The following is a 24,298-nucleotide window of genomic DNA, read 5'->3' on the forward strand; positions in this document are numbered from 1 at the left end:
CGCCCGGGCCCCTCACCCGTCGGTCCGCAGCCATACGCGCAGCGGGCCGACGGGTTCGAACCCGTGGCGGAGCGCGGCGGCGAGGTCGTCGCCGTGCTCGTACCCGACGACGGGCACGCCCGGCCACAGCCGGTCGGTGGCCGCCAGGCAGGAGCGCCAGGCACCGTCCAGGTCGTCGTCGGCGGCGAAGAGGTTGGAGATGCCCATGACGTCGGCGCCGGGGTAGGCGACGGCGCCCGCGGTGATCCGTCCGGCGGTTCGGCCGGCGAGGAAGACCGCGCCGTCGTCGAGCAGCGAGGGCCGGAAGAGCCCCTCGCTCTCCTCGTCGCCGCTCCACGCGCACTCCCAGGCGGCCAGCTGCCCGGGCCCCTCGACGGGCCGCCAGCCGTCCGTGTCGGCTGTGCCGGCCCGGTCCGTCGTGTCCGCCGCCGCGGCACGATGGATCCACCGCGCCGCGAACAGCACCTCGAACCCGGCCGCGGAGAGGTCCAGCGTGCCGAAGCTGTCCTTGACGGAGGCGCCGGGGGAGGAGAGGTCGATGCGGGGGAGTACGTCGTCGGCGGTCGCCGCGGGCGAGAGCGTCACGGCGTCGGGGTAGAGCGGGGGAGTACGCAGAGGGCTTGCCCACACGCCTCCCGCGCCGCCTTCGACGGTGCCCCGCACTCCATGGGACCGGCACACGGCGTCGCACCAGTCGGCGTTGTTGCGTACGGCCGCGGACAGTGGGGGCGGGGTGGCGCGCGAGTCGGTGATCACGCGGGGATGCTGTCAGAACCGTCCTGTGCCCGTCGCCCGTATTTCTTTCGGCTTTCTTTCGGCCGCCCTGCGGGGAGGGGGATGCCTCCGGTGGCCCGGTGCAACATGATGAGCTCCTGGGACGGTCGCGCGACGGGGGTGTGGCATGGAGTCGACGGAGCTCGCGATGCTGGCGGTGGGTGTCGTCAGCGCGGTGGCCACCGGGGCGGCGACCGGCGTGGGCGAGGGCGCGGGAGCCGCTGTCACCGAACTGGTCCGGTCGCGTCTGGCCCGTACGGAGCGGGGGCGGGCGGCGCTGGAGGGGATCGACGGGGACGGGGCGGGCGAGTCCGCGCAGACGGAGGCGCAGGCGCAGGCGCAGCACATCCTGCGCGAGGAGATCGAGGCGGATCCGGAGCTGGGGCGCCGACTGGCCTTACACCTCAACGCCCCCACGACGTACCACCGCGGCGCGCTGGTCATCGACCGCAGCACGATCTCGCGCAGCCACATCTCGCTCGGGCCGATCACGGTCAACAAGTCCCCGGGCGCGCTCGCCGGCCTGGCGCTGATCGGCGTACTGCTGCTGGCCCTGGTGGCACTCGGTGTGTACGGAGGCACCCGGCTCATCGCCGACGACGGCCCCCGGGACGCCTCGGCGCAGAGGAGCGGAGAAGGCGGCGCGCTTCGTGACGAGGCCGTGCCGGAAGAGGGGACGGCCGCCGGCGCCGGCAGCGACACCGGGGGACGCGCGGCAGACCGCACGCGCGCGCTGACCGTGGCGCAGGCGCGCGACGCGCTGCCCAGATCCGGGGACATGCCGCGCGGCTGGGCTCAGGAGAGTCCGGCCGGCGCCGTCGCGGCGGAGCAGTCGGGCGGCTGCCACATGGGCGGCACGCGGTACGCGAAGAGGGCATCGGGGTACGTCAGGGCCGAGTTCCGGATCCACGCCTGCACCACCCCCGCTCAGGCGGAGCGCGTGCACGAGGAGCTGGTCCGTGAGCAGTCCGGTTACGACAGGACCACACCGCTCTCGCTGCCGGCCCTCGGCGACAAGAGCTCGACCTTCACGTACTACAAGGAGGCGGAGGACAGCCTGAACGCCATGGCCGTCGTCCGGGTGGGCAGCACCGTGGCCTGGCTGCGCTTCGGCGAGGTGAGCGACCTGCCGGACCACGAGGCGCAGCTGGAGGGGCTGGCCCGCGCCTTCGTCGACCGGATCGAGCGGACCCTGGCCGACGGCTGACCGGGCCGGTGGGCGGGGTTCACCCCTCCACCTGCGCCCGCAGCCACTCCTCGACCTCGCCGACGTGCGCCGCCGCGGCGGCGCGGGCCGCCTCGGGGTCCCGTGCGACGAGGGCCCGGTGGATGCGGGCGTGCTCGCGGCGGGTGCGTTCGAAGGCGCCCTCCTCCTGGTAGCCGCGCCAGACCCGGGCGCGGAACGTGCGGGAGGAGAGGCCCTCCAGGATCGCGGCCATCGTGTCGTTGCCGGCCGCGAAGGCGATCGTGCGGTGGAACGCCAGGTCGTGGGAGAGGATCTCCTCCGGGTCGTCGGTGGCGTTCATCGCCTCCAAGTGCTTCTCGACGTCCGCCAGTTGGTCCGCCGATATCCGCGCGGCGGCCAGCGCGGTCGCGGTGGACTCCAGGACCCGGCGCACCTCCAGGAGCTCGACCAGGCGTGGCCCGCGGGAGAGGTCCGCGACCACCCCGAAGGTCTCGAGCAGATCCCCGGCCTCCAGCCGGGTCACGTAGATGCCCGACCCGTGCCGGGCCTCGAGCACTCCGAGCACCGTCATCGCACGGATCGCCTCGCGCATCGAGGAGCGCGAGATGCCGAGCTGAGCCGCCAAGTCCCGCTCGGTGGGCAGGCGTTGCCCCGGTTCGAGGCGGCCCTCGCCGATCATCGCCTTGATCTGTTCGATGGCCCGCTGCGTCACGGTGCCCTTCTGCGGGGCGGACTGGTCCGGCTGGTCCACGTAACGCTCCTCCACTGGACGGGTGCGCGGCAGTCTAGCCAGAGATGTGGTCCGACCACTACGGCCGGAAAGCGGGAAAAGTTGCCGACGAGGGGTGTTGTGGGCGCCAAGTGGTCTGATAAATATTCGCGTCATCGGGTCCCGGCGACCGCTCGAAGCGGGCCGGGGCGCGCTGGATCACGCTGGATCACGCTCGATCCCCTTTCGTTTCCCCCTCGATGAGGAGCCGTCAGATGGCCGGCAGGAAAGTGCGCGACAGGCCCAGCAACAGGCCCGGCGGGACGGGGACGTCGCGGGTGGTGCGCGCCGCCGCCGCGGCCGTCTGCGCCTCCCTGGCACTCACGGCGTGCGGCAGCACGAAGGACACCGCGGCGCCCGGCGACGGGGGCGGCGGCGAGGGCCGGGTCGGCGTGGTCCTGCCCCTGCTGACCTCCCCGTTCTGGCAGTCGTACAACGACTACGTGCCGAAGATGGCGAAATCCGAGGGCGTCGACGCGATGAAGACCGTCAACTCCAACAGTGACCCCTCGCAGCAGATCACGGACATCAACAACCAGCTCAACCAGGGCGTCAGGGGACTCGTCGTCGCGCCGCTCGACAGCGCCGCGATCTCCGCCGGCCTCGACCAGGCCGAGCGCAAGGGCGTGCCCGTGGTCGCCGTGGACGTCGCGCCCGAGAAGGGCAAGGTCGCCATGGTGGTGCGGGCCGACAACGTGGCGTACGGCGAGAAGGCCTGCGACTACCTCGGCAAGCAGGTCGAGACCGGCAAGGTCGTCCAGGTCATGGGCGACCTCGCGTCCGTCAACGGCCGTGAGCGCTCCAAGGCCTTCCGGGACTGCGTGAAGAGGAAATACCCGAAGCTCAAGGCGCTTGAGATCCCCGCCAAGTGGGAGTCCGACACCGCCGCCGCCAAGCTGGACACGCTGCTCAACTCCCACCCCGACATCAAGGGGATCTACCTGCAGGCCGGGGGCGTCTACCTCGCCCCCACCCTCCAGACGCTGAAGTCGAAGGGGATGCTGAAGAAGGCGGGCGAGAAGGGCCACATCGCCGTCGTGTCCAACGACGGCATCCCCCAGGAGTTCGACGCCATCCGCAAGGGCCAGATCGACGCCACCGTCTCGCAACCCGCCGACGCCTACGCCAAGTACGGCATGTACTACATCAAGGCCGCGATGAACGGGAAGAAGTTCGAGCCCGGGCCGACCGACCACGGCTCCGAGATCGTCGAGCTGCCCGGCGGCGTCCTGGAGGACCAGCTGCCCGCGCCGCTGGTCACCGAAGAGAACGTCGACGACGCCGAGCTGTGGGGCAACACGGTCACATGAGCATCCCGACGACCAAGCCCCCCACCGGCCGGGCCGACGTGCCCCCGCTCGTCGAGGCGTCCGGCATCGTCAAGCGGTACGGACCCACCGTCGCGCTGCGGGACGGCCGGCTGACCGTCCAGCCCGGCGAGTCGCACGCCCTCGTCGGCCGCAACGGCGCGGGCAAGTCCACCCTCGTCACCGTCCTCACCGGACTCCAGGCACCCGACGCGGGCACCGTCCGCTTCGACGGCGAGCCCGCGCCGCCCCTCGCCGACCGCGACGCCTGGCGCCGCAAGGTGGCCTGCGTCTACCAGAAGCCCACCGTCGTACCCGAGTTGACCGTCGCCGAGAACCTCTTCATCAACCGGCAGCCCGCAGGCCGCGGCGGACTCATCAGCTGGCGCGGACTGCGGACCGAGGCGGCGCGGCTCCTCGACACCTGGGACGTGCGCGTCGACCCCGAGGCACGCACCGCCGACCTCAAGGTCGAGGACCGCCAAATGGTGGAGATCGCCCGCGCGTTGAGCTTCGGAGCCCGCTTCATCGTGCTCGACGAGCCGACCGCGCAGCTCGACAACCGCGAGATCGAGCGCCTCTTCACCCGCATGCGCGTCCTGCAGGAATCCGGCGTCACCTTCCTGTTCATCTCGCACCACCTCCAAGAGGTGTACGAGGTGTGCCAGACCGTCACCGTGCTGCGCGACGCCCGCTGGATCACCAGCGCACCCGTCGCCGAACTGCCGCGCGCCGCCCTGGTCGAGGCCATGGCGGGCGAGGTCATCGCCGCACAGGCCGAGGCCGAGCGGGCCGTGGCCCGCACCGTGGTCCCCGCCGACGCCCCGGTCCTGCTCGACGTCGAGGGCCTGAGCGGCGCGTCGTACGCCGGCATCGACCTGACCGTCCGCAAGGGGGAGGTCGTCGGCCTCGCCGGCTCCAGCGGCAGCGGCAAGATCAACCTCGCGGAGAGCTTCGCCGGACTGCACACGCCGACCGCGGGCACCGCCAGGATCGACGGCCGCCCCCTGCCGTTCGGCGACGTGCGGGCCGCCCTGCGCGCCGGGGTGGGCTGCGTCCCGCGCGACCGCCACGGCCAGGGCCTCGTCTTCGGCATGACCATCGGCGACAACGCCACGATGAGCGTCCTCGACCGGCTCGGCCGTCACGGATTCGTCGGCACCGGCGCCCGGCGCCGCTTCGCCCGCGACCTCATCGACCGGCTGGACATCCACGCCGAGGGCCCCGACCAGCCCGTCTCCGACCTCTCCGGCGGCAACGCCCAGAAGGTCGTCATGGCCCGCGCCCTCGCCCGTGACCCCCGCCTGCTGATCCTCATCAACCCGACCGCGGGCGTCGACGTGAAGTCCAAGGAGTCGCTGCTCGCCCGCGTGGACAACGCCCGCGACGACGGCACCGCCGTCCTCGTCGTCTCCGACGAACTGGACGACCTGCGCCGCTGCGACCGCGTCCTCGTCCTCTTCCACGGCCGGATCGTCGCGGAGCACGCGGCGGGCTTCGCCGACCGGGACCTCATCGCGTCGATCGAGGGCGTGGGACCCGCAAGGGGCGCGGGGAACTGCGCGACAAGCCCCCACCGTCCCGCAGCGAAGGAACAAGGAGACCACCGTGGCTGACATCAAGGCCCCGTCGGCCCAGCCGGCGTCCGCAACCGCCGTGCCGAAGAGCCCTGTCCAAGCCCGCGCAGCGAAGAGCATCGCCCTGCGTCGGGCCCGCGAACTCGCCCTCGTACCCGCACTGTTGCTGCTGATGCTGTTCGGCGCGCTCGTCAACGACTCCTTCCTGACCGAGCGGAACCTCATCTCCATCCTCGGTGCGTCCGCCGCGCTCGCGATGGTCGTCCTCGCCGAGTCGCTCGTCCTCATCACCGGCAAGTTCGACCTCTCCCTGGAGTCGGTCGTCGGCATCGCGCCCGCCGTCGGCGCGCTCCTGGTGCTGCCCGCCGCACAGGCCGGGTTCGGCACCGACCTGCCGGCCGCCGTCGGCATCCTCGCCATCCTGCTCGTCGGCGCGGTCATCGGTGCCTTCAACGGCATCCTCGTCGTGAAGCTCAAGCTCAACGCGTTCATCGTGACGCTCGCCATGCTCATCGTGTTGCGCGGCCTGCTCGTCGGTGCCACCGAGGGCAAGACCCTCTTCGGCATGTCCGACGCCTTCTACACCCTCGCCACCACCACCTTCCTGAGCATCCCCCTGTCGGTGTGGCTGGCCGCGGCCGCCTTCGGCGCCGCGGGCTTCGTCCTCAAGTACCACCGGGTGGGCCGCGCCCTGTACGCCATCGGCGGCAACCCGGACGCGGCGCGCGCCGCAGGCATCCGCGTCGAGCGCGTCATGCTCGGCGTGTTCGTCGTCGCCGGCGTCCTCGCCTCGGCCGGCGGCCTCATGCAGACCGGCTACGTGGGCGCCATCAACGCCAACCAGGGCCAGAACATGATCTTCACCGTGTTCGCCGCCGCGGTCATCGGAGGCATCAGCCTCGACGGCGGCAAGGGCACCATGGTCGGCGCCCTCACCGGCGTCCTGCTGCTCGGCGTCGTACAGAACCTGCTCACCCTCGCCCAGGTGCCGTCCTTCTGGATCCAGGCCATCTACGGCGGAATCATCCTGGTCGCCCTGATGATCGCCCGCGTCACCACGGGCCGCGCACAGGACTGACCGACCACCGGTTCCGCGCGCCCCGCCCCTTTCCGGAAAGGCCTCCTGTGTCCCCGACCCCCGCCCGCATCACCGCGGTCGACACCTACGACATACGGTTCCCGACCTCACGGGAGCTGGACGGCTCCGACGCGATGAACCCGGACCCCGACTACTCCGCGGCCTATGTGGTGCTGCGCACCGACGCCGCCGACGGCCTGGAGGGGCACGGCTTCACCTTCACCATCGGACGCGGCAACGACGTCCAGGTCGCGGCGATCCAGTCCTTGCGCCACCACGTCGTCGGCCGGCCCGTCGACGAGCTCTGCGCCGACCCCGGCACCGTCAACCGCGCCCTGATCGGCGACAGCCAGCTGCGCTGGCTCGGCCCCGAGAAGGGCGTGATGCACATGGCGATCGGCGCGGTCGTCAACGCCGCCTGGGACCTCGCGGCCAAACACGCGGGCAAGCCGCTGTGGCAGCTGCTCGCCGACGCCACCCCCGAATGGCTCGTCTCCCAGGTCGACTTCCGCTACATCGCCGACGCGCTCACCCCGGAGGAGGCCCTCGGCCTGCTGCGCACCGGACGGGTGGGCGCCGCGGAGCGCACGGCGCTGCTCCGGGAGCGGGGCTTCCCCGGATACACCACCTCGCCCGGCTGGCTCGGCTACAGCGACGAGAAGCTCACCCGGCTCGCCCGGCAGGCCGTCGCCGACGGCTTCACCCAGATCAAGCTGAAGGTCGGCGCGGACCTCGACGACGACATCCGCCGCTGCCGCACCGCCCGCGAGGCCATCGGCCCGGACATCCGCATGGCCGTCGACGCCAACCAGCGCTGGGACGTCGACGAGGCGGTCCGCTGGACGCGCGCGCTCGCCGCGTTCGATCCCTACTGGGTCGAGGAACCCACCAGCCCCGACGACGTCCTCGGGCACGCCGCCATCCGCTCCGCCGTCGCCCCGGTCAAGGTCGCCACCGGTGAACACGTGCAGAACCGCATCGTGTTCAAGCAGCTCCTCCAGGCCGGTGCCATCGACATCCTGCAGATCGACGCGGCCCGGGTCGGCGGGGTCAACGAGAACCTCGCGATCCTGCTGCTGGCCGCCAAGTTCGGCGTGCCGGTCTGCCCGCACGCGGGCGGCGTCGGCCTGTGCGAACTCGTCCAACACCTGTCGATGTTCGACTACGTGGCGCTCGCCGGCACCACGCGGGACCGCGTCATCGAGTACGTCGACCACCTCCACGAACACTTCACCGACCCGGTCGTGCTGCGCGCGGGCCACTACACGGCCCCGACCGCGCCGGGCTTCTCGGCGACGATGCGGGCCGGCTCCGTCGCCGCGTACACCTACCCGGGCGGCACGTTCTGGGCCGCCGACCTCGCACCGGACAAGGGAGCAGCCGCATGAGCGACTTCCAGGGGCTCAACGCCCTCGTCACCGGCGGCGCCTCCGGCATCGGCCGGGCCACCGCCGAACTCCTCGCCGCACACGGCGCCCAGGTCGCCGTGGTCGACCGCGACCCGGCCGGCGTGGCCAAGCCCCTCCACCCGTACTCCGCCGACGTCACCGACGACGCGTCCGTACGGGAGGCCGTCGCGGCGGCCGCCGCCGACCTCGGCGGGCTCGACATCCTGGTCAACAACGCGGGCATCGGCGCGCAGGGCACCGTCGAGGACAACGACGACGCCCAGTGGCACGCCGTCCTGGACGTCAACGTCCTCGGGATCGTCCGCACCACCCGCGCCGCCCTGCCCCACCTGCGGGCATCCCCGCACGCGGCGATCGTGAACACCTGCTCCATCGCCGCCACCGCGGGCCTCCCGCAGCGCGCCCTGTACGCGGCGTCCAAGGGCGCGGTGCTCTCCCTCACCCTCGCGATGGCGGCCGATCACGTACGGGAAGGGATACGCGTCAACTGCGTCAACCCCGGCACCGTCGACACCCCGTGGATCGGCCGCCTCCTGGACGCCGCACCCGACCCGGCCGCCGAACGGGCCGCCCTGGCGGCCCGACAGCCCACCGGCCGGCTCGTCACCGCGGACGAAGTCGCGGGCGCCATCGCCTACTTGGCGGGCCCGCTCTCGGGCGCCACCACGGGCACCGCCCTCGCCGTCGACGGCGGCATGCAGGGACTGCGGCTCCGCCCCGCCGCCTCGTGAGCGCCGTCCTGGCCCGGCGCCCGCTCGGCCCCGGCGGCGTCGAGGTGACCGAGCTGTCCTTCGGCGGCGCCGGCATCGGCAACCTCTACGCACCGGTCACCGACGAGCGGGCCGCCACCGCACTCGACCGCGCCTGGGACGCGGGCATCCGCTACTTCGACACCGCGCCGCACTACGGCCTCGGCCTGTCCGAGCGCAGACTCGGCGCGGCGCTGCGCGGCCGGGACCGCTCCTCGTACGTCCTGTCCACGAAGGTCGGCAGACTCCTGGAGCCGGCCGACGAGGTGCGCGGTGACGACCTCGCCGACGGCGGTTTCGCGGTGCCGCGGACGCACCGCAGGGTCTGGGACTTCAGCGCGGACGGCGTGCGCCGCTCCATCGAGTCGAGCCTCGCCCGCCTCGGCGTCGACCGGATCGACGTCGTCCTCCTGCACGACCCCGACCACCACGCCGAGGAAGCCTTCCGCGAGGGCTACCCGGCCCTGGAGAGGCTGCGCTCCGAGGGCGTCGTCGGCGCCATAGGAGCGGGCATGAACCAGGCCGGGATGCTGGCCCGGTTCGTCCGCGACACGGACGTCGACGCCGTGCTCTGCGCCGGCCGGTACACCCTCCTGGACCACACCGCCCTCGCCGAGCTGCTCCCGGCGGCGAGCGAGCGGGGCGTGTCGGTCGTCATCGGCGGCGTCTTCAACTCGGGACTGCTCGCCGATCCCCGCCCGGGGGCGCGCTTCGACTACACCGAGGCACCGCCCGAACTCTTCGCACGCGCCCGCGCGTTGGGTGCCCTCGCCGAACGGCACGGCACCACCCTGCGGGCCGCCGCGCTGGCCTTCCCCTTCGGCCACCCCGCCGTCGCCAGCGTGCTGGTCGGCATCCACGCCCCGGACCAGGTGACGGACGCGGCGCGGCAGTTCGGGACGCCGGTGCCGGACGCGTTCTGGCAGGAGGCGCGCGTGACGGGGCTGCTGCCGTCGCAGGTGCCCGTGCCCGGTGACGTACGGGCGTCCACACCCGGTGACGTACGACGTGTGCCCGCTGACGTACGAGGAGAGGACCGCCCATGAGGGTCGCGCTGCACACCGAGGTCCGGGCCGACCGTGTCGAGGAGTACGACGACGCCCACCGCGCGGTCCCCGCCGAGCTCACGGCCGCGATCCGCGCCGCGGGCGTGTCCTCCTGGACCATCTGGCGCGGCGGCACCGACCTGTTCCACGTCCTGGAGTGCGAGGACTACGGCAGGATGCTCGCCGAGCTGGAGAAGCTGCCGGTCAACATCGCCTGGCAGGCCCGCATGGCGGAACTGCTCGACGTGGTGCACGACTACTCCGCCGAGGGCGCGGCGGCCGGCCTGCCCGTCGTGTGGGAGCTGCCGTGACCGGGGGCGCGGGAGCCGACGGCGCGGCGGCCGGGCCGTCCCTCGTCGACGCCCACCACCACGTGTGGGACCTGTCCGTGCGCGAGCAGGACTGGATCACCGGCGAGGCCCTCGCGCCGATCCGCCGGAACTTCTCCCTGGCCGATCTCGCGCCGGAGGCCCGGGCGGCGGGAGTCACCGCGACCGTCCTCGTGCAGACGGTCACGGCACCCGAGGAGACCCCGGAGATGCTGGCCCTGGCGGCCGGGAGCGAGCTGGTCGCGGGAGTCGTCGGCTGGGTCGACCTGACGCGCCCCGACGTGGCGGACACGCTGGCCGCCCTCCGCGAACTCCCCGGCGGACGCCACCTGGTGGGCATCCGCCACGAGGTGCAGGGCGAGCCGGACCCCGAGTGGCTGCTGCGCCCCGACGTCCACGCCGGGCTCGCCGCGGTGGCCGCCGCGGACCTCGCCTACGACCTCGTCGTCCTGCCCCACCACCTGCCCGCCTGCGCGAAGGCGGCGACGGAACACCCCGGACTCACCTTCGTCCTGGACCACTTGGGCAAGCCGCCCATCGCCTCCGGCGCCCTCGAACCCTGGGCATCGGCCGTCCGGTCACTCGCGGCCCGCCCCAACACGGTGTGCAAGCTCTCCGGGATGGTGACCGAGGCGGACCACCGGACGTGGACGGTGGACGACCTGCGGCCCTACGCGGACACCGTCCTCGCCGCCTTCGGTCCCGAACGGCTGATGTTCGGCTCCGACTGGCCCGTCAGCACGCTGGCGGCGCGGTACGTCGAAGTCCTGGACACGGCAAGGCTGTTGACCCAGCACCTCGACGCCGACGAGAGGGGAGCGGTGTTCGGCGGGACGGCCCGCAGCGTGTACGGCATCTGACTCCCGCACGTAGTCCCTGGGACAGCCCTCAGCCCCACGTCCGGCCCGCCGGTTCCTTGATGGTGCGGTTGACGCGGTTGAAGAAGTTGGTCAGCGCGATCTCCAGGTTGATGGCGCCGATCTGCTCCTCCGTGAAGTGGGCGTCGGCCTCGTCCCAGATCGCATCGGTGACGCCTTCCGCTCCGTCCTGCAGCCGGGTGGCGGCCTCGGCCAGCGCCAGCGCCGCACGCTCCGCGTCGGTGTAGAACGGCGTCTCGCGCCACGCTGCCACGGCGTGCAGCCGCTCGTCGGTCTCACCGGCCTTCTTGCCGGCGGCGACGCTCGCGTGGACGCACGCCGAGCAGCCGTTGATCTGGCTGGCGCGCAGGTGGACCAGCGCGAGCAGCCCGGGGTCGACGCCCCCGGCCGCGATCGCCTTGTGCAGGTGCTGGATCGCGGTCCGCAGGTCGGGGTTACCGGTGTCCTTGTTCTTGAGGCGGTTCTCCATCTTGAGGCGGTTCTCCATGGGAAGTGCTCTCCTTGATCGTCGGGGTTACGTTCCGGGGTCGGCGCCCGTCACCCCTCTGACGGAGCAGCTTCGAGGAAGGTAACCACATGCCCCACACCCCTCCCACGGACTCGGTCGCCGAGGCCTTCGAGAGTCACCGCGACCGGCTCAGGGCCGTCGCCCACCGCGTGCTCGGCTCGCACGCCGACGCGGAGGACGTGGTCCAGGAGGCGTGGCTGCGGCTCTCCCGCCAGGACGCCGGCACCATCGACAACCTCGGCGGCTGGCTGACCACCGTGGTCGGCAGGCTCAGCCTCGACGCGCTGCGGTCGGGCCGAACCCGGCCGCAGCTCACCCTCGACGACCGGCTCGACGAGTTCACCGTGACGCTCGACGACGCCCCGGCTCCGGACGAACTCGTGGCGCTCGGGGACTCCGTCGGCCTCGCGCTCCTCACCGTCCTCGACTCGCTGCGCCCGGACGAACGGCTGGCGTTCGTGCTGCACGACGTGTTCGCCGTGCCGCACGCCGAGATCGCCGCGATACTCGGCAAGTCCACCGACGCGACCAAGATGCTGACGAGCCGGGCCCGCAGGAAGGCCGGCACGGGGCGGACCACCCGGCCGGCGGCGGACGACGGGCCGCAGCAACGCGCGGTGGTCCGGGCCTTCCTGGCCGCGGCGGGCGACGGACGCTTCGAGGAACTGCTGAAGGTCCTCCACCCCGAAGTGGAGTTGACCGTCCACACCCCGGGCAACGGCACGTACGTCACGCTCGGGGCCACGGAGGTCGCAGCCCGGGCATGGGTCGCCGGCAGCGCGGCGCGGGGAGCCGCGGTGACCGTCAACGGCCGCCCCGGCGTGCTCTCCTGGAACGAGGACGGCACCCCACGCGCCCTGCTCGTCCTCACCGTCACGGACGGCCTCGTCACCGGGATCACCGCCATGACCGACCCGGAGAGGCTGGGCCTCATGAACCTCCCCGCCCCGGCGTGAGGGCGACGCCCGCCCTACTGCCCCCGGGCCGGTGCGGCGAGCCGGGTCGGGGACAGGAACTCACGCACGTACGTACGCTCCCAGCAGGCCCCTGTCTCGCGCCGCTCGCGCCACGTCGTGTACCGGTAGCGGTAGAGCCGGGCGCGGATGTACGTGGGCGGGGCGTCGGGCGGGAACGGTGAGCGGCGCAGCAGCCGCAGCGTGTCGCGGTCGCCGTCCAAGAGGCGCTCCACCAGCGGCCCGAACCACGACCCGGCGTACGCGGGGGAGAGCCCGGCGAACCACATCATCCAGTCGAGGCGCAGATGGTAGGGCGCGAACTGGCGCGGCCACCGCCGCACGTCACCCGGCTTCCCCCTGAACTCGTAGGCCCGCCAGTCGGAGTCCTCGCGCGCCACCGGATCCGCCGTGCCCTCGATGACGACTTCCTGGCGGACCCGGCTGACGCTGCCGAACGCGCCGTAGGAGTTGACCAGGTGCAGCGGGTCGAACGAGGTGTTCATGACCTGCCGCCGGGACAGCAGGTTGCGCACGGGGCGGTAACTCAGCGCCAGGAGGCCCGCGGCGACGACGGTGACCACCACCGCGTACCAGAGGGGCGGGTCCGCCACTGCGGGGGCCGTGTGCCAGGGGGACAGATCGAGGGCGGACGCCGCGAGGACGATCGTGAGCCAGTTCAGCCAGGCGAAGTTGCCCGAGAGGACCAGCCACAGCTGGGTCACGATCATCAGGCAGGCCGCGCCCGTCGCCACCGGCTGGGGGGTGAACAGCAGGAAGGGAACCGCGAGTTGGGTAACGTGGTTGGCCGCCACCTCCACCCGGTGCGCGGAGCGCGGCAGATGGTGGAAGTACCAGCTGAGCGGACCCGGCATCGGCTGTGTCTCGTGGTGGAAGTCCAGGCAGGTGAGCTCGCGCCAGCACGCGTCGCCGCGCATCTTGATGAGCCCGGCACCGAACTCCACGCGGAAGAGCACCCACCGCAGCAGGAACAGGACCAGGACGGGCGGTGCCACCCGGTCGTTGCCGAGGAGGACGGCGAGGAAGCCGACCTCGAGGAGCAGTGACTCCCAGCCGAAGCCGTACCAGGTCTGCCCCACGTTCACGATGGACAGGTACAGCGCCCACGGAACCAGCCACAGCGCCATCGCGCCCCACAGCGGCAGGTGCCCGTCGAGCCCGGCGAGCAGCGCCACCGCCACCGCAGAGCCCAGCCAGGCGCACGACGCGAAGAACCGGTCCGAATAGTGCAGCTGGAACAGGCTCGGCGCCCGGCGGAACGGCACCCGCTCCACATGGCGCGGCACCGGCAACATCCCGCGCTCCCCGATGAGGGCCCGGAACTGCAGGGCGGCGCCGAGAAAGGCCACGAGGTAGACCGCGGCCAGGGCCCGCTGGAAGACCAGCCGGCTCAGCCAGTACGTGTCAGCCGTGAACCACTCCACGGCTCCATTGTGCCGTCGGCCAGGCCCTTCGGCAGTGAGGGACCGGGGAGGGCACAGGGTCGCCGGGGGAGCCGTAGCCCTAGCCCTGGGCCGTGGCCCGGGGCCCGCGTGCGGGGCGACCCCGTTCGGCTTGCGGGTCCGTCCGGACCCCGGCAGACAATGACGCAAGGTCTCCCCGGACCAGGGGCGGACAGCACGGCAACGGCGGGAGAACCGGTGCGTACACCCCCCAGGACCCACGCGTTCGTCCTCGCGATATCCGCGGCCCTCGCGGTCGCGGGCTGCTCCGGCGGGAGCGACCGGAAGGCGGCCGGCGGCGATGGCGAGCTGTTCCTGCAGCCGGTCGCCGCGCAGGGCCCCGACCCGTTCACCGACTCCACTGCGAAGGACGCCGGGTCCCCGCCGCCCGTCACCCGTTCGCCGCAGCCCTCGCCGACGGGATCGGCCACACCGCAGGGCACCCGCACCGTGTCGGGCGCGACGCCGGGGCTCTACGGCGGCACGCACGCCGTCGGCAGCTGCGACGTCGACCGGCAGGTGCGCTTCCTCGACGCCGACCGCGCCAGGGCCCGCGCCTTCGCGCAGGCGTCAGGTATCGAACGGGCCGCCGTCCCGGAGTATCTGCGGGGTCTGACCCCCGTCGTCCTGCGGGCCGACACACGCGTCACCAACCACGGCTACCGCGACGGCTCCGCGCGAGCCTTCCAGGCCGTCCTGCAGTCCGGCACGGCCGTCCTGGTCGACGACCGTGGACTGCCGCGCGTGCGCTGCGCGTGCGGGAACCCGCTGAAGCCGCCCGCCGCCCGCCGGCACACGCCCCGCCCGAACGGCCGTGCGTGGAGCGGTTACGAGGCCTCGCGCGTCGTCGTCGTGACCCCCGCGCCCCGGCCGGTCACGAGCCTCGTCATCGTCAACATCGTCGACCACACCTGGATCGAGCGGAAGACAGGGGACGAGCACGCCGGCCACGACCGCGCGACCAAGCCGCCGACGGCCCCCACGCCCACCCCGACCTCGCCGGCCCCGACCACCCCACCGCCCTCGACCCCGCCCACGGACCCCGACCCGACGGACCCCGGCCCCACGGACCCGGACGCCACCGAACCCGGCGAGCAGGACCGCAGCGGCAGCCCGGAGGACCCCACCGAGCCCTTCCAGGACCCGGACCCCGGCGACTCCTCGACCGACTGCCCCACGCAGACCGGCATGCCGTCCGACACTCCCTTCGGCACGCCGTCCGACCCCTCCCCGTCGCTGCCGCCCGGCTGCCCCACGCCCGAGACGCCGTCGGACACGCCCCCGGCCCCGGAGGACCTCACCGAGCCGCCCACCCCGGAGGAGGACGGGCTCGTGCCCGACGACCCGTTCCTCTCCCCGAACCCCTTCTCCGACAGCGACCCCGGAACCTTCGACACCTGACCCTCCCCGCGTGCGGGCGCCCGGGCCTCCGCCTAGCGTGGGCCCATGGAGCACGACCCGGCGGGGCACTGCCGCTGCGGGCAGCCGGCCGGGGAGTCGGACGGCTGCTTCCTCTCGCTGTACGGGAAAGTGCTGCGCATGGGCCGCTTCGACTGGGACCTGGTCACGGGCCACATGACGATGGACGCCACCGCCCACGAGGTCTTCGACGTCCACCCCGACGAGTACGACGGCCGGCCCGAGACCCTCGCCTTCCGCGTCCCCACCGTCGAGGCGCACCGCCTGGACCAGACCGTCTCGCACGCCCTGAAGGACGGCAGCGACACCTACGGCGCGTACTTCCGGATCCGCTGTCGCTCCGGCTCGCTGCGCTGGACCCACACCCAGGGCTGCATCCAGCGCGACGAGACGGGCAGGCCCCACCGCATCCTGGGCATCGTCCGGGACGCCACCCGCGAACTCGGCGACAGCCCGGCCGCGCTGTCCGAGCGCGCCGACGAGGAGGCCGAGCGGCGCCGCACCACGACCCTCGTGCAGGGCACCACGGCGGCGCTGGCGCACGCCCGCACGGTACGGGACGTCATCGACGTGCTCCGGGACACCCACGGCCTCGCCCACCTCGGGGCGTCCAACCTCGTCATGGGCCTCGTCGAGGCCGGCCGCGTCCGGCTCGTGGCCGAGGGACCCGCCGGCAGCTATGTCCAGGGCACCCGCATCACCGGCGTCGACGAGGACTACCCCATGAGCGAGGTCGTCCGCACCCTCGCCCCGCGCTACATCGACACGGCCGACGACTTCGCCGAGTCGTACCCGCTGCTGTGGCCGCACATCGACGAACTCGGCATCACCGCGGCCGCGTATCTGCCGCTGATCGCGCAAGGCCGGGCCGTCGGCGTCCTCGGCCTGCTCTACCAGGACAAGACCGGCTTCACCACGGAGGAGCGCAACGTCCTGGTCGCGCTGAGCAGCAGCATCGCGCAGAGCCTGCAGCGCGCCATGTTCTACGAACAGGAGAAGGACCTCGCCCAAGGCCTCCAGCAGGCCATGCTGCCGCGCAGCATCCCGGGCGTCCCCGGCGCGGAGATCGCCGTACGCTACCGCTCGGCGGCGCTCGGCCGGGACATCGGCGGCGACTGGTACGACGTCATCCCGCTGCCCGGCGGCACCCCCGCCGGGGGCGGCAGGGTCGGCGCCGTCATCGGCGACGTCCAGGGCCACGACACGCACGCCGCCGCCGTCATGGGCCAGCTCCGCATCGTGCTGCGCGCCTACGCCGCCGAGGGCCACACGCCCGCCACCGTCATGGCCCGCGCCTCCACCTTCCTGCACGAACTGGACACCGACCGCTTCGCGACCTGTCTGTACGCCGAGGCGGACCTGTCCACCGGCGTGGTGCAGTTCGTCCGGGCCGGCCACCTCGATCCGCTGGTGCAGCTGGCCGACGGCTCCTGCCGCCGGGTGCAGGTGGCGGGCGGACTGCCGCTCGGCCTGTCCGCCGAGTTCGGGCGGCTCGACTACCCCGTCACCACCCTCGAACTCGACGCGGGACAGACACTGTTGCTCTGCACCGACGGACTCGTGGAGGAGCCGGGCGCCGACCTGGACGACGGCATGCAGGCCCTCGCGGAGCTCGCCGCCGTCGGCCCCCGCGATCTGCAGCGCCTCGCCGACCGGCTCTGCGGCATCGTCGACGGACGCGGGGGCGACGACGACGCCGCGTTGCTCCTGATGCGCCGGCACGCCGTCGACGCCCCGCGCTCCGGCGGCCGCCTCCAGCAGCACGTGGCGCCCAGCGACCCCGAGGCGCTCGCCGACGCCCGGCACATGATCAGGGCGGCCGTCCGGGCCTGGGGCGCGGGCGAGCGGGCCGACGAGATCGAACTGGTCGCCGACGAGGTGATCACCAACGCGCTGATGCACACCGACGGCGCCGCGGTGGTGACCCTGCGGGTGCTGAGCGGCAGCGAGCGGCGGCTGCGCGTCGACGTCGAGGACTCCTCCAGCGCCCTGCCGCGCCGACGCGACGCGGGCGACGACGGGGTCTCCGGCCGCGGCCTGCTCCTGGTGGACCGGCTCGCGGACGGGTGGGGCGTGGAGGCGCGGGGCGGCGGCAAGTGTGTGTGGTGCGAGTTCGTCGTGCCGGCCGATCAGCCGGAGTTGAGGGAGAACCATGCCTGAACTGCCAGAAGTCGAGGCCCTGAAGGAGTTTCTGCGGGACCATCTGGTCGGCCGGGAGATCGAGCGGGTGCTGCCCGCCGCGATCAGCGTCCTGAAGACGTACGACCCGCCGCTCTCCGCCCTGGAGGGCCGCACCGTCACCGCGGTGGAGCGGCACGGCAAGTTCCTCGACATCGCCACCGGCGGCCCGCACCTGGTCACCCACCTCGCCAGGGCCGGCTGGCTGCGGTGGTACGACCGGCTGCCCGACGGCGTACCGCGCCCCGGCAAGGGCCCGCTGGCGCTGCGCGTCGCCCTGGAGTCGTCTGAGGGCTTCGACCTCACGGAGGCGGGCACCCAGAAGCGGCTCGCGGTGTACGTCACCGAGGCGCCCGAGGAGATCCCGGGCATCGCACGGCTGGGGCCGGATCCGCTGGTCCCGGACTTCGACGAGAAGCGGTTCGCGGACCTCCTGTCGGGTGAACGGCGGCAGATCAAGGGGGCGTTGCGCGATCAGAGCCTGATCGCGGGCATCGGGAACGCCTACAGCGACGAGATCCTGCACGCGGCCCGCATGTCGCCGTTCCGGCTCACGTCGAGCCTCACGAAGGAGGAGATCCATGGGTTGCATGTGGCGTTGCTGGATACGCTGAACCAGGCCGTGGAGCGCTCGCACGGTGTCGCGGCGGGCCGGCTCAAGGCCGAGAAGAAGAGCGGCCTGCGAGTGCACGGCCGTACCGGGGAGCCGTGTCCGGTGTGCGGCGACACGATCCGCGAGGTCTCCTTCGCCGACTCCTCGCTGCAGTACTGCCCGACGTGCCAGACGGGCGGGAAGCTGCTCGCGGACCGGCGGATGTCGCGGCTGCTGAAGTAGTCAGCGGAACGCGGGACAGACCGTCCGCCAGGTCGGCGCGGGTGTACCGCTCAGGGGCGCCGCAGCGTCAGCAGCGCCTTGCCGTCGGCCGTGCGCACCTCGTACCGCACGGTCCGGCCGGTGCGCAGCGCCGAGGTGCCCCGGGTCCGCACCGCGCGCTCGGGCGTCCGCCACGTGGTGACGGTCTGCTCGGAGCCGTCGGCGGCGACGGCCACCAGCTCGCAGACCCGCCCGCGGGCCGCCGCGTCCCGCACCGTGAGCCCGATCTCCGACCCCCACACACGGTCCCGGGCGGTCAGGGTGGCCACGGCCCCGCCGTGCGGGTCCCGGGCAGTGATCCGCACCGGTTCCGGCGCCGTCGTCGTCAGCGCTGCCAGGGCCGGGGCGGCGGCCACCAGGACGGTACAGACGACGGCGGCGCCGAGGCGGCGTCCGCGGCGCGCGCCGCAGTGCCGCGCGGTCTCCCGCAGCGCACCGTCGAGAAGGCTCGCGGAGGGCGCGGCGGAGGGCGGCACGGCGGCCGGTGTCACCCGGCAGTAGAGCCGCAACTGGCGTGTCGTGGCGGAGAGTTCGTCGAGCGCGTGGAGGCAGGCGGGGCAGGCCGCGAGGTGGTCCTCGAAGCGGAAGGCGTCCGCGTCGTCGAGGAGGCCGAGCGCGTAGGCGCCCGCGTCACGATGCGGCTCCAGGGACCTCATGGTGTTCCTTGCCGTTCCGTGTCGGTGGGGTGCTGCTCGCCCTCCGGTACGCACGGGGCCGCGGAATCACTCAAGGGCCGCGCCGGGGCTCAGAACAGATGGATCGCCAGATGCCCGAGCGGCAGCCCGAGGCGCCAGGCCGGGGTCCACACCTTCGGTCCGTCCTCTTCGCCCGGCACGGCCCGGCCGGGCACCGCGTCCAGGTCCGGGGCGAGCAGCTCGGTCTCCTGCAGCCAGCGCCACGCCCGGTCGGCGAGCTCCAGATCGGGCCGGGGGCCGCCGGCGGCGACGGCGTCCACGGTGCGCTGCGCCAGCCGCTCCCGGACCCAGTCCTGCCACGGCTGGCCGTACGCGGTCAGAGTCAGCCAGGTCTCCAGCTGCGACACCACGCGGATGCCGGACAGCTCGCCCTTGCTGTCCGAGAGGAAGATCGTCAGCGCGAGGGCGTAGCGCCCCGCCCGGTACTCGAAGGAGGTGGGCGGCATCAGATCGCCGGTGCGCAGCAACTCGTCGGCGATGTACTCGGCGTACAACCACGCCATGGGGACGGCCAGTTCGCCGCCCTGGGGGTCGTCCGTGTTCCCTCTGCTCTCGTGCCGCATCCGCTCCGCCTTCCTCCGGTCCGTGCGCGTCACCGGCCTCTGGCCCCCCAATCCGGCACACGGTGAGGACAGCCGATTCCCTGCGAGGGGTGCGGAGCAAGGCGCTTTACCGACCCTTGACCCGGCCTGCCGTTTCACCGCAGGTGGGGCCCCTCGTGTTGTTCGCGTCACAGGGTCGGCCTTTTGACTCCGTTTCAGGGACTATGACGGCAATGGTTGTTGATTTGATGTGATTTCCGTATGTGGATTCATCTGGCCGGATAACGCCCCAGCCACGGAGTCCACCCATGACGCACCGCCCACGGATCTCACGGCCCACAAGAACCCCTCCGACATCGGCCATCACACGCCGCGTCCGGCGGCGGCGCCCCGCGACCGCCGCCGCGGCGGCCCTCCTGGCCGCGGGCGTGGCCGGGGCCGCCGCCTGCTCCGCCCAGCCGTGGACGACCACCTCGGCGCAGTCCCCGGTCGGCGGCTCCGCTGCCCAGCGGCGCGGCTTCACCCTGGTCGCCTCCGGGGACGTCCTGCCGCACGCCTCCATCATCCGCCAGGCCAACGCCGACGCGGACGGCGACGGCTACGACTTCGCGCCCATGCTGGCCGGCGCCAAGCCGGTGGTGTCCGAGGCCGACCTGGCGATCTGCCACATGGAGACGGTCTACGGGACCGACGGCGACTACTCCGGCTACCCGGCCTTCAAGTCCCCGCCCCAGGTCGCCCGCGGCCTCAAGGCGACCGGGTACGACTCGTGCTCGACCGCCTCCAACCACACCCTGGACGACGGCGCGGACGGCATCCGGCGCACGCTGGACGCGCTCGACAAGGCGGGCGTCAAGCACGCGGGATCGGCCCGCACGGCCGCGGAGGGCAAGAGCCCGGCCTGGCTGCGGGCCGGCGACGCCAAGATCGCCCAACTCGCGTACACCTACGGCACGAACGGCTATCCGCTGCCCAAGGGCAAGCCCTGGTCGGTCGACCTCATCGACCGCGCCAAGATCGTCGCGGACGCCCGGGCGGCACGCAAGGCGGGCGCCGACGTCGTGGTGGTCAGCCTGCACTGGGGCACGGAGTGGCAGGACGCGCCCGACCGGCAGCAGCTGAGCCTGGGCAGACGGCTGACGGCGTCCCGCACGGACGGGCGCCCCGACATCGATCTGCTGCTCGGCACGCACGCCCACGTGCCGCAGGCCTACGAGAAGGTCAACGGCACCTGGGTCATCTACGGCATGGGTGACCAGATCGCCGGCGCGATGATCAACCACGAGGACGAGCCCGACCCGCGCGGCAACCAGGGCACCATCGGCCGCTTCACCTTCGAGCCGCCGGCGAAGGACGGGGAGCGCTGGCAGGTGAAGAAGGCCGAGTTCCTGCCGATGCTGTTCGACACGGACTCCCATCGCGTCGTCAACCTCAACCGGGCGCTCGACCGTGGCGCCGAGGTGGGCGACGTACGCGACCGGATCCGCCGCGTCGTCCTGAGCCGGGGAGCGGGCAAGGACGGCCTGGTCATGGGGAAGTAGCCGGAGCGGTTCCCTCCGCGGGCGGCGCGATCCGCAGCAGCCAGCCGCGCCCCGGGGCCACCGGGACCGGCGCGCCCGCGGCGAACGACCGCTCGGGCTGGAACCCCTCGATGGCCGGGGCGTACGCGGCCACCGGACCGGAGTCCGTGGTCAGCACGGCCTCGGTGGGCCCCGCCGCCCAGGACGCGAGCGCCGTGACGGTCCCGCCGGGGCCCCGCCACGTCGTCGCGAGGACGTCGTCCCGGCCGGTCCGCACCGGCGGCTCGCCCGCCCACCAGCCGGTCATCTCCGCCTCCGGCAGCCGCAGCCGGTCGAAGGCCCGCCACAGCGGCCGCACATCGGTCATCGGGGCCCGCGCCGTCATGCCGAAGACGAGGCCGCGCCACGGATTGCCGCCGCCCTCCAGCATCTCGCCCATCAGTCCGAAGGGGATGCCCGAGATCTCGACCAGCCAGTAGGCGGGGTCGGCGCCGTCCCCGTCGTCGTAGTCGAAGAGCTCGCCGAGCCAGAGCCGGTCGACGTAGGGCAGCAGCTCCGCGTAGAGGTTGGCGCTGGAGGAGAACCCGTCCGGCTCCCGGAACTGGTTGCACGAGTGCAGGTCGACCAGGGGCGCGGAACCCCCGGACCGGGCGAGCGCCTTGCGGACCCGCTTCATGGTGGTCCGGTCGTACGCCACGTCGTCCAGATACAGCCCGTCCACGCCGACCACCCGGCGCAGCCGCTCGATGCCGCACACATAGGAGTTGTGCCAGCGCGAGTCTCCGGAGGTGACGACCGCGACGTCGCCGACGTCGGGGGCCACCCACCCCGGCACGTGACGCCGGCCCAGGTGCTCCTGCAGCCAGGCGTGTCCGCCGCCCGGACCGGGCGCGAAGATCTCGTCGCCGAACGCGGCGAGCACCGGCAACTCCGGCGTGTGCCGGGTGAGTTCGCGCACCGTGTCGTACACCTTCACGCGCACGCCGAGGCGGTGCGCCTCGTCGGTGTAGGCGCGCAGGGTCTCCGCGGCGAGCAGCGGGTCGTTGATGTACGGGTTGGGCGGTGTGGCGTGGTGCAGATTGACGACGTTCGCGCCGTACGCCGCGACCTCCTCGGGCGCGGCGTACGCGTGGTAGTAGCGCTCGCCGAGCTGGCGCGCCGGGTCGAGCGGTTTGAACGGGGTGAGCAGCAGCCGGAACTCGAAGCGGCGGCTCTCGCCCGCGCGCAGCCGCAGCGGCCCGCTGTACGCGGTGAGGCGGCGCACCCCGTCATCCGTCCGCAGCCGCACCCCGCCGTCCCCGTCACCCGCCCAGGAGCGGGGTGTGACCAGGGGCTTCTCCCGGTAGTAGTTGGTGTTCAGCGGGCGGGCGTAGTGCTCGTCGCGGAGCGAGAGCTGGAGCCCGGCGGAGGGGTCGCCGAGCCAGAGGGCGTCCTGATTGCGGGTGGGGGTCCGCCAGCTCCAGTCGTACGTCGCCGGGCAGGCGCGGCCCGTCAGGCCGAGCCCCATCGCGTACCGCGCGACGTCCTCCCGCAGCGGCACGTCCAGGCGCACGTCGAGCTCGGTGTCGGCGGTCGCCTCGACGGTGGCGCGCACCACGAGGAAGCCGTCGGCCTCCAACTCGCCCTCGGTGCGCAGGAGAACGTCGGAGCCGGTGGCTGTGGTCGTCCAGCGCACGCGCGCCGGGCCCGGCTGGTCGAGGGCGAGCGGCGCGTACTCCAGGGGCCGGCCGAGGTCGAGCGCGACCGGGGCGGCGAGCAGCGCGCGGCCGGGGCCGTCGGCGCGGGTCACGGAGGGGGTGAACGTGGAGGTGAGGCGCCGGGGGAGGCCCTCGGGGCCCAGTTCGACGGTGCGGCCGAGGAGCGCGAGCCGGTCGCCGTCGACCCGCACGGGGGTGAACGGCGGAACCACCTCGTCGTCCTGGGCCAGCGTCGAGTCGAGCCAGCGCAGCCGGGCGAGCCGGGCGGGTTCGCCCGCGCCGTGGTCGGCGACCACCGTCTCGCCGACGGTGAGCAGCAGGGGCAGGGTGCGTTCGGGTGCGCCGTGCGCGCGGACGGCGATCTCCCCCTCGTACCGGCCCGGCCTGGCCTGCTCGGGAACGTCGACGCCGAGCCACAGCGCGGTCACCCCGCCCGCGGGGACCGCGACCTCGCGCCGGAAGGCGGTGCCGCGCGCGTCGGTGCCGTCCGTGCTGAGGCACCGCACGGGAAAGGGCAGCCCCCGCACCTCGGCGCGTACGTCCGCGAGGTCGGTGAGCGCGAACACACCGGCCTGCAGCGTGTAGAACTCGCCGCGGTCGGCCGTGCCGGCGAGAGGGGCGCCCGGCGTGGCCCGCGCCCAGCGCGCCGGCAGGCTGCCGTACCGGCCGAGGGGATACGCCCGGTCCTCGCCGTAGAGGACGAACGCCTCACCCTCGTGGGCGCGTCGGACCGCCAGGCGTTCGGCCTCGGTCGCCGCGAAGCCCATCGGGGCGAAGGAGTCGACGGCGCTCGCCGCCTCGTAGCGGAAGGCCTCGGCGCGGGGGAGCAGCGCCCAGCCGGCGGCCGGTCCGCCGGGTCCGGTGCCGTCCAGGCCGCAGCGGTGCGCCCAGCCGGGGTCCGCGGTGCGGGTGGGCGGACGGTAGGCGGCCTGCGGGTAGTACGGCTTGCCGGTGTGCGCGTACGGCAGATAGTGCACCGCGTAGGCCCCGGGGCCCTCCACCGGTTCGAAGGCGATCCGGCCGCGCTCCTCGGTCACCTCCACGGCCACGGTGTTGTGCACCCGCAGCCCGGACGGGCCGAGCACGATCACGTCCACGTCGCCCAGCACGGAGCGTACGCTCATCTCCTGGCGGCGCCACGGGAGTTCGGCGGCGACGGCGGGGGCCGCGGCCGCCACGTCCACCAGCAGGCGATGGTTGCCGTGGACGTCCTGATCCCAGAGGCCGATGCCGCACTCCAGCTCGGGATGGCCGCGCTCCGGCTCGGGATGGCCGGGCCGCGGCTGTGTCTCACCCATCTGTGCTCCCCAGGGCGCGGTTTGTTAGGTAAGTTTCTCAATCGCTCCG

At 73.2% G+C, this 24,298-nt stretch carries 21 protein-coding genes; 14 read left to right on the forward strand and 7 right to left on the reverse strand.

Annotation, left to right across the window (positions count from 1 at the left end; translation table 11 throughout):
- Positions 1-12 precede the first annotated feature (12 nt).
- Complete coding sequence (locus ACZ6B8_RS24535) at positions 13-756, reverse strand: hypothetical protein (RefSeq protein ID WP_471608632.1); 744 nt, start codon at positions 754-756, stop codon at positions 13-15.
- 145 nt (positions 757-901) lie between these two features.
- On the opposite strand from ACZ6B8_RS24535, the gene ACZ6B8_RS24540 reads away from it, so the two are divergent.
- Positions 902-1,981, forward strand: coding sequence for a hypothetical protein (locus tag ACZ6B8_RS24540; RefSeq protein WP_471608633.1), 1,080 nt, complete (start codon positions 902-904; stop codon positions 1,979-1,981).
- A gap of 19 nt (positions 1,982-2,000) precedes the next feature.
- On the opposite strand, the gene ACZ6B8_RS24545 is transcribed toward ACZ6B8_RS24540, so the two are convergent.
- Positions 2,001-2,711: a FadR/GntR family transcriptional regulator gene (locus ACZ6B8_RS24545; RefSeq protein WP_471071886.1), complete on the reverse strand. Its 711-nt coding sequence runs from the start codon at positions 2,709-2,711 to the stop codon at positions 2,001-2,003.
- Between the two features lie 233 nt (positions 2,712-2,944).
- On the opposite strand from ACZ6B8_RS24545, the gene ACZ6B8_RS24550 reads away from it, so the two are divergent.
- From ACZ6B8_RS24550 to ACZ6B8_RS24585, 8 genes are read left to right on the forward strand one after another with little or no spacing between them, the layout of a single operon-like run.
- Positions 2,945-4,039: a sugar ABC transporter substrate-binding protein gene (locus ACZ6B8_RS24550; protein ID WP_471608634.1), complete on the forward strand. Its 1,095-nt coding sequence runs from the start codon at positions 2,945-2,947 to the stop codon at positions 4,037-4,039.
- Positions 4,036-5,652 carry a sugar ABC transporter ATP-binding protein gene (locus ACZ6B8_RS24555; protein WP_471608635.1) on the forward strand — a complete coding sequence of 539 codons (1,617 nt, stop codon included), beginning with the start codon at positions 4,036-4,038 and terminating at the stop codon, positions 5,650-5,652. The genes ACZ6B8_RS24550 and ACZ6B8_RS24555 overlap by 4 nt, the downstream gene beginning before the upstream one ends.
- The gene (locus tag ACZ6B8_RS24560; protein WP_471608636.1) at positions 5,645-6,691 is read left to right on the forward strand and encodes an ABC transporter permease; all 1,047 of its coding nucleotides are present in this window, start codon (positions 5,645-5,647) and stop codon (positions 6,689-6,691) included. Before ACZ6B8_RS24555 ends, ACZ6B8_RS24560 begins: the two co-directional genes overlap by 8 nt.
- Before the next feature lie 47 nt (positions 6,692-6,738).
- Positions 6,739-8,079, forward strand: a complete 1,341-nt coding sequence (locus tag ACZ6B8_RS24565; protein ID WP_471608637.1) for an L-fuconate dehydratase — start codon at positions 6,739-6,741, stop codon at positions 8,077-8,079.
- A complete protein-coding gene (locus tag ACZ6B8_RS24570) occupies positions 8,076-8,831 on the forward strand; it encodes an SDR family NAD(P)-dependent oxidoreductase (RefSeq protein WP_471071872.1) in 756 nt (251 codons plus the stop codon). The genes ACZ6B8_RS24565 and ACZ6B8_RS24570 overlap by 4 nt, the downstream gene beginning before the upstream one ends.
- Entirely contained in the window at positions 8,828-9,895 is a 1,068-nt protein-coding gene (locus ACZ6B8_RS24575; RefSeq protein ID WP_471608638.1) for an aldo/keto reductase, read from the forward strand. Before ACZ6B8_RS24570 ends, ACZ6B8_RS24575 begins: the two co-directional genes overlap by 4 nt.
- Positions 9,892-10,206: an L-rhamnose mutarotase gene (locus ACZ6B8_RS24580; protein ID WP_471608639.1), complete on the forward strand. Its 315-nt coding sequence runs from the start codon at positions 9,892-9,894 to the stop codon at positions 10,204-10,206. The genes ACZ6B8_RS24575 and ACZ6B8_RS24580 overlap by 4 nt, the downstream gene beginning before the upstream one ends.
- On the forward strand, positions 10,203-11,084 hold the full coding sequence (locus ACZ6B8_RS24585) for an amidohydrolase family protein (protein WP_471608640.1): 882 nt from the start codon (positions 10,203-10,205) through the stop codon (positions 11,082-11,084). Before ACZ6B8_RS24580 ends, ACZ6B8_RS24585 begins: the two co-directional genes overlap by 4 nt.
- Before the next feature lie 28 nt (positions 11,085-11,112).
- Here the strand turns inward: ACZ6B8_RS24585 and ACZ6B8_RS24590 are convergent, their stop codons facing one another.
- The gene (locus ACZ6B8_RS24590) at positions 11,113-11,571 is read right to left on the reverse strand and encodes a carboxymuconolactone decarboxylase family protein (protein ID WP_471608911.1); all 459 of its coding nucleotides are present in this window, start codon (positions 11,569-11,571) and stop codon (positions 11,113-11,115) included.
- A gap of 107 nt (positions 11,572-11,678) precedes the next feature.
- Between ACZ6B8_RS24590 and ACZ6B8_RS24595 the strand changes: the two genes are divergently transcribed.
- Positions 11,679-12,566 carry a sigma-70 family RNA polymerase sigma factor gene (locus ACZ6B8_RS24595; RefSeq protein WP_471608641.1) on the forward strand — a complete coding sequence of 296 codons (888 nt, stop codon included), beginning with the start codon at positions 11,679-11,681 and terminating at the stop codon, positions 12,564-12,566.
- A 14-nt stretch (positions 12,567-12,580) separates the two neighbouring features.
- Here the strand turns inward: ACZ6B8_RS24595 and ACZ6B8_RS24600 are convergent, their stop codons facing one another.
- Positions 12,581-14,008, reverse strand: coding sequence for a lipase maturation factor family protein (locus ACZ6B8_RS24600; RefSeq protein ID WP_471608642.1), 1,428 nt, complete (start codon positions 14,006-14,008; stop codon positions 12,581-12,583).
- A 216-nt stretch (positions 14,009-14,224) separates the two neighbouring features.
- Between ACZ6B8_RS24600 and ACZ6B8_RS24605 the strand changes: the two genes are divergently transcribed.
- The 3 genes from ACZ6B8_RS24605 to ACZ6B8_RS24615 are packed head-to-tail and all read left to right on the forward strand — an operon-like array spanning position 14,225 to position 18,458.
- The gene (locus ACZ6B8_RS24605) at positions 14,225-15,427 is read left to right on the forward strand and encodes a DUF6777 domain-containing protein (RefSeq protein WP_471608643.1); all 1,203 of its coding nucleotides are present in this window, start codon (positions 14,225-14,227) and stop codon (positions 15,425-15,427) included.
- A gap of 45 nt (positions 15,428-15,472) precedes the next feature.
- Complete coding sequence (locus ACZ6B8_RS24610) at positions 15,473-17,605, forward strand: SpoIIE family protein phosphatase (protein ID WP_471608644.1); 2,133 nt, start codon at positions 15,473-15,475, stop codon at positions 17,603-17,605.
- The gene (locus ACZ6B8_RS24615; RefSeq protein WP_471608645.1) at positions 17,598-18,458 is read left to right on the forward strand and encodes an Fpg/Nei family DNA glycosylase; all 861 of its coding nucleotides are present in this window, start codon (positions 17,598-17,600) and stop codon (positions 18,456-18,458) included. The genes ACZ6B8_RS24610 and ACZ6B8_RS24615 overlap by 8 nt, the downstream gene beginning before the upstream one ends.
- A gap of 50 nt (positions 18,459-18,508) precedes the next feature.
- On the opposite strand, the gene ACZ6B8_RS24620 is transcribed toward ACZ6B8_RS24615, so the two are convergent.
- Together ACZ6B8_RS24620 and ACZ6B8_RS24625 are read right to left on the reverse strand one after the other, a co-directional pair.
- On the reverse strand, positions 18,509-19,153 hold the full coding sequence (locus tag ACZ6B8_RS24620; RefSeq protein WP_471608646.1) for a zf-HC2 domain-containing protein: 645 nt from the start codon (positions 19,151-19,153) through the stop codon (positions 18,509-18,511).
- 89 nt (positions 19,154-19,242) lie between these two features.
- The gene (locus tag ACZ6B8_RS24625) at positions 19,243-19,755 is read right to left on the reverse strand and encodes a hypothetical protein (RefSeq protein WP_471608912.1); all 513 of its coding nucleotides are present in this window, start codon (positions 19,753-19,755) and stop codon (positions 19,243-19,245) included.
- A gap of 287 nt (positions 19,756-20,042) precedes the next feature.
- On the opposite strand from ACZ6B8_RS24625, the gene ACZ6B8_RS24630 reads away from it, so the two are divergent.
- Positions 20,043-21,275 carry a CapA family protein gene (locus tag ACZ6B8_RS24630; RefSeq protein ID WP_471608647.1) on the forward strand — a complete coding sequence of 411 codons (1,233 nt, stop codon included), beginning with the start codon at positions 20,043-20,045 and terminating at the stop codon, positions 21,273-21,275.
- Here the strand turns inward: ACZ6B8_RS24630 and ACZ6B8_RS24635 are convergent.
- On the reverse strand, positions 21,262-24,249 hold the full coding sequence (locus tag ACZ6B8_RS24635; RefSeq protein WP_471608648.1) for a glycoside hydrolase domain-containing protein: 2,988 nt from the start codon (positions 24,247-24,249) through the stop codon (positions 21,262-21,264). The genes ACZ6B8_RS24630 and ACZ6B8_RS24635 overlap by 14 nt on opposite strands.
- Positions 24,250-24,298: the final 49 nt, after the last annotated feature.

It is taken from the genome of Streptomyces sp. NPDC041122, from assembly GCF_055592445.1.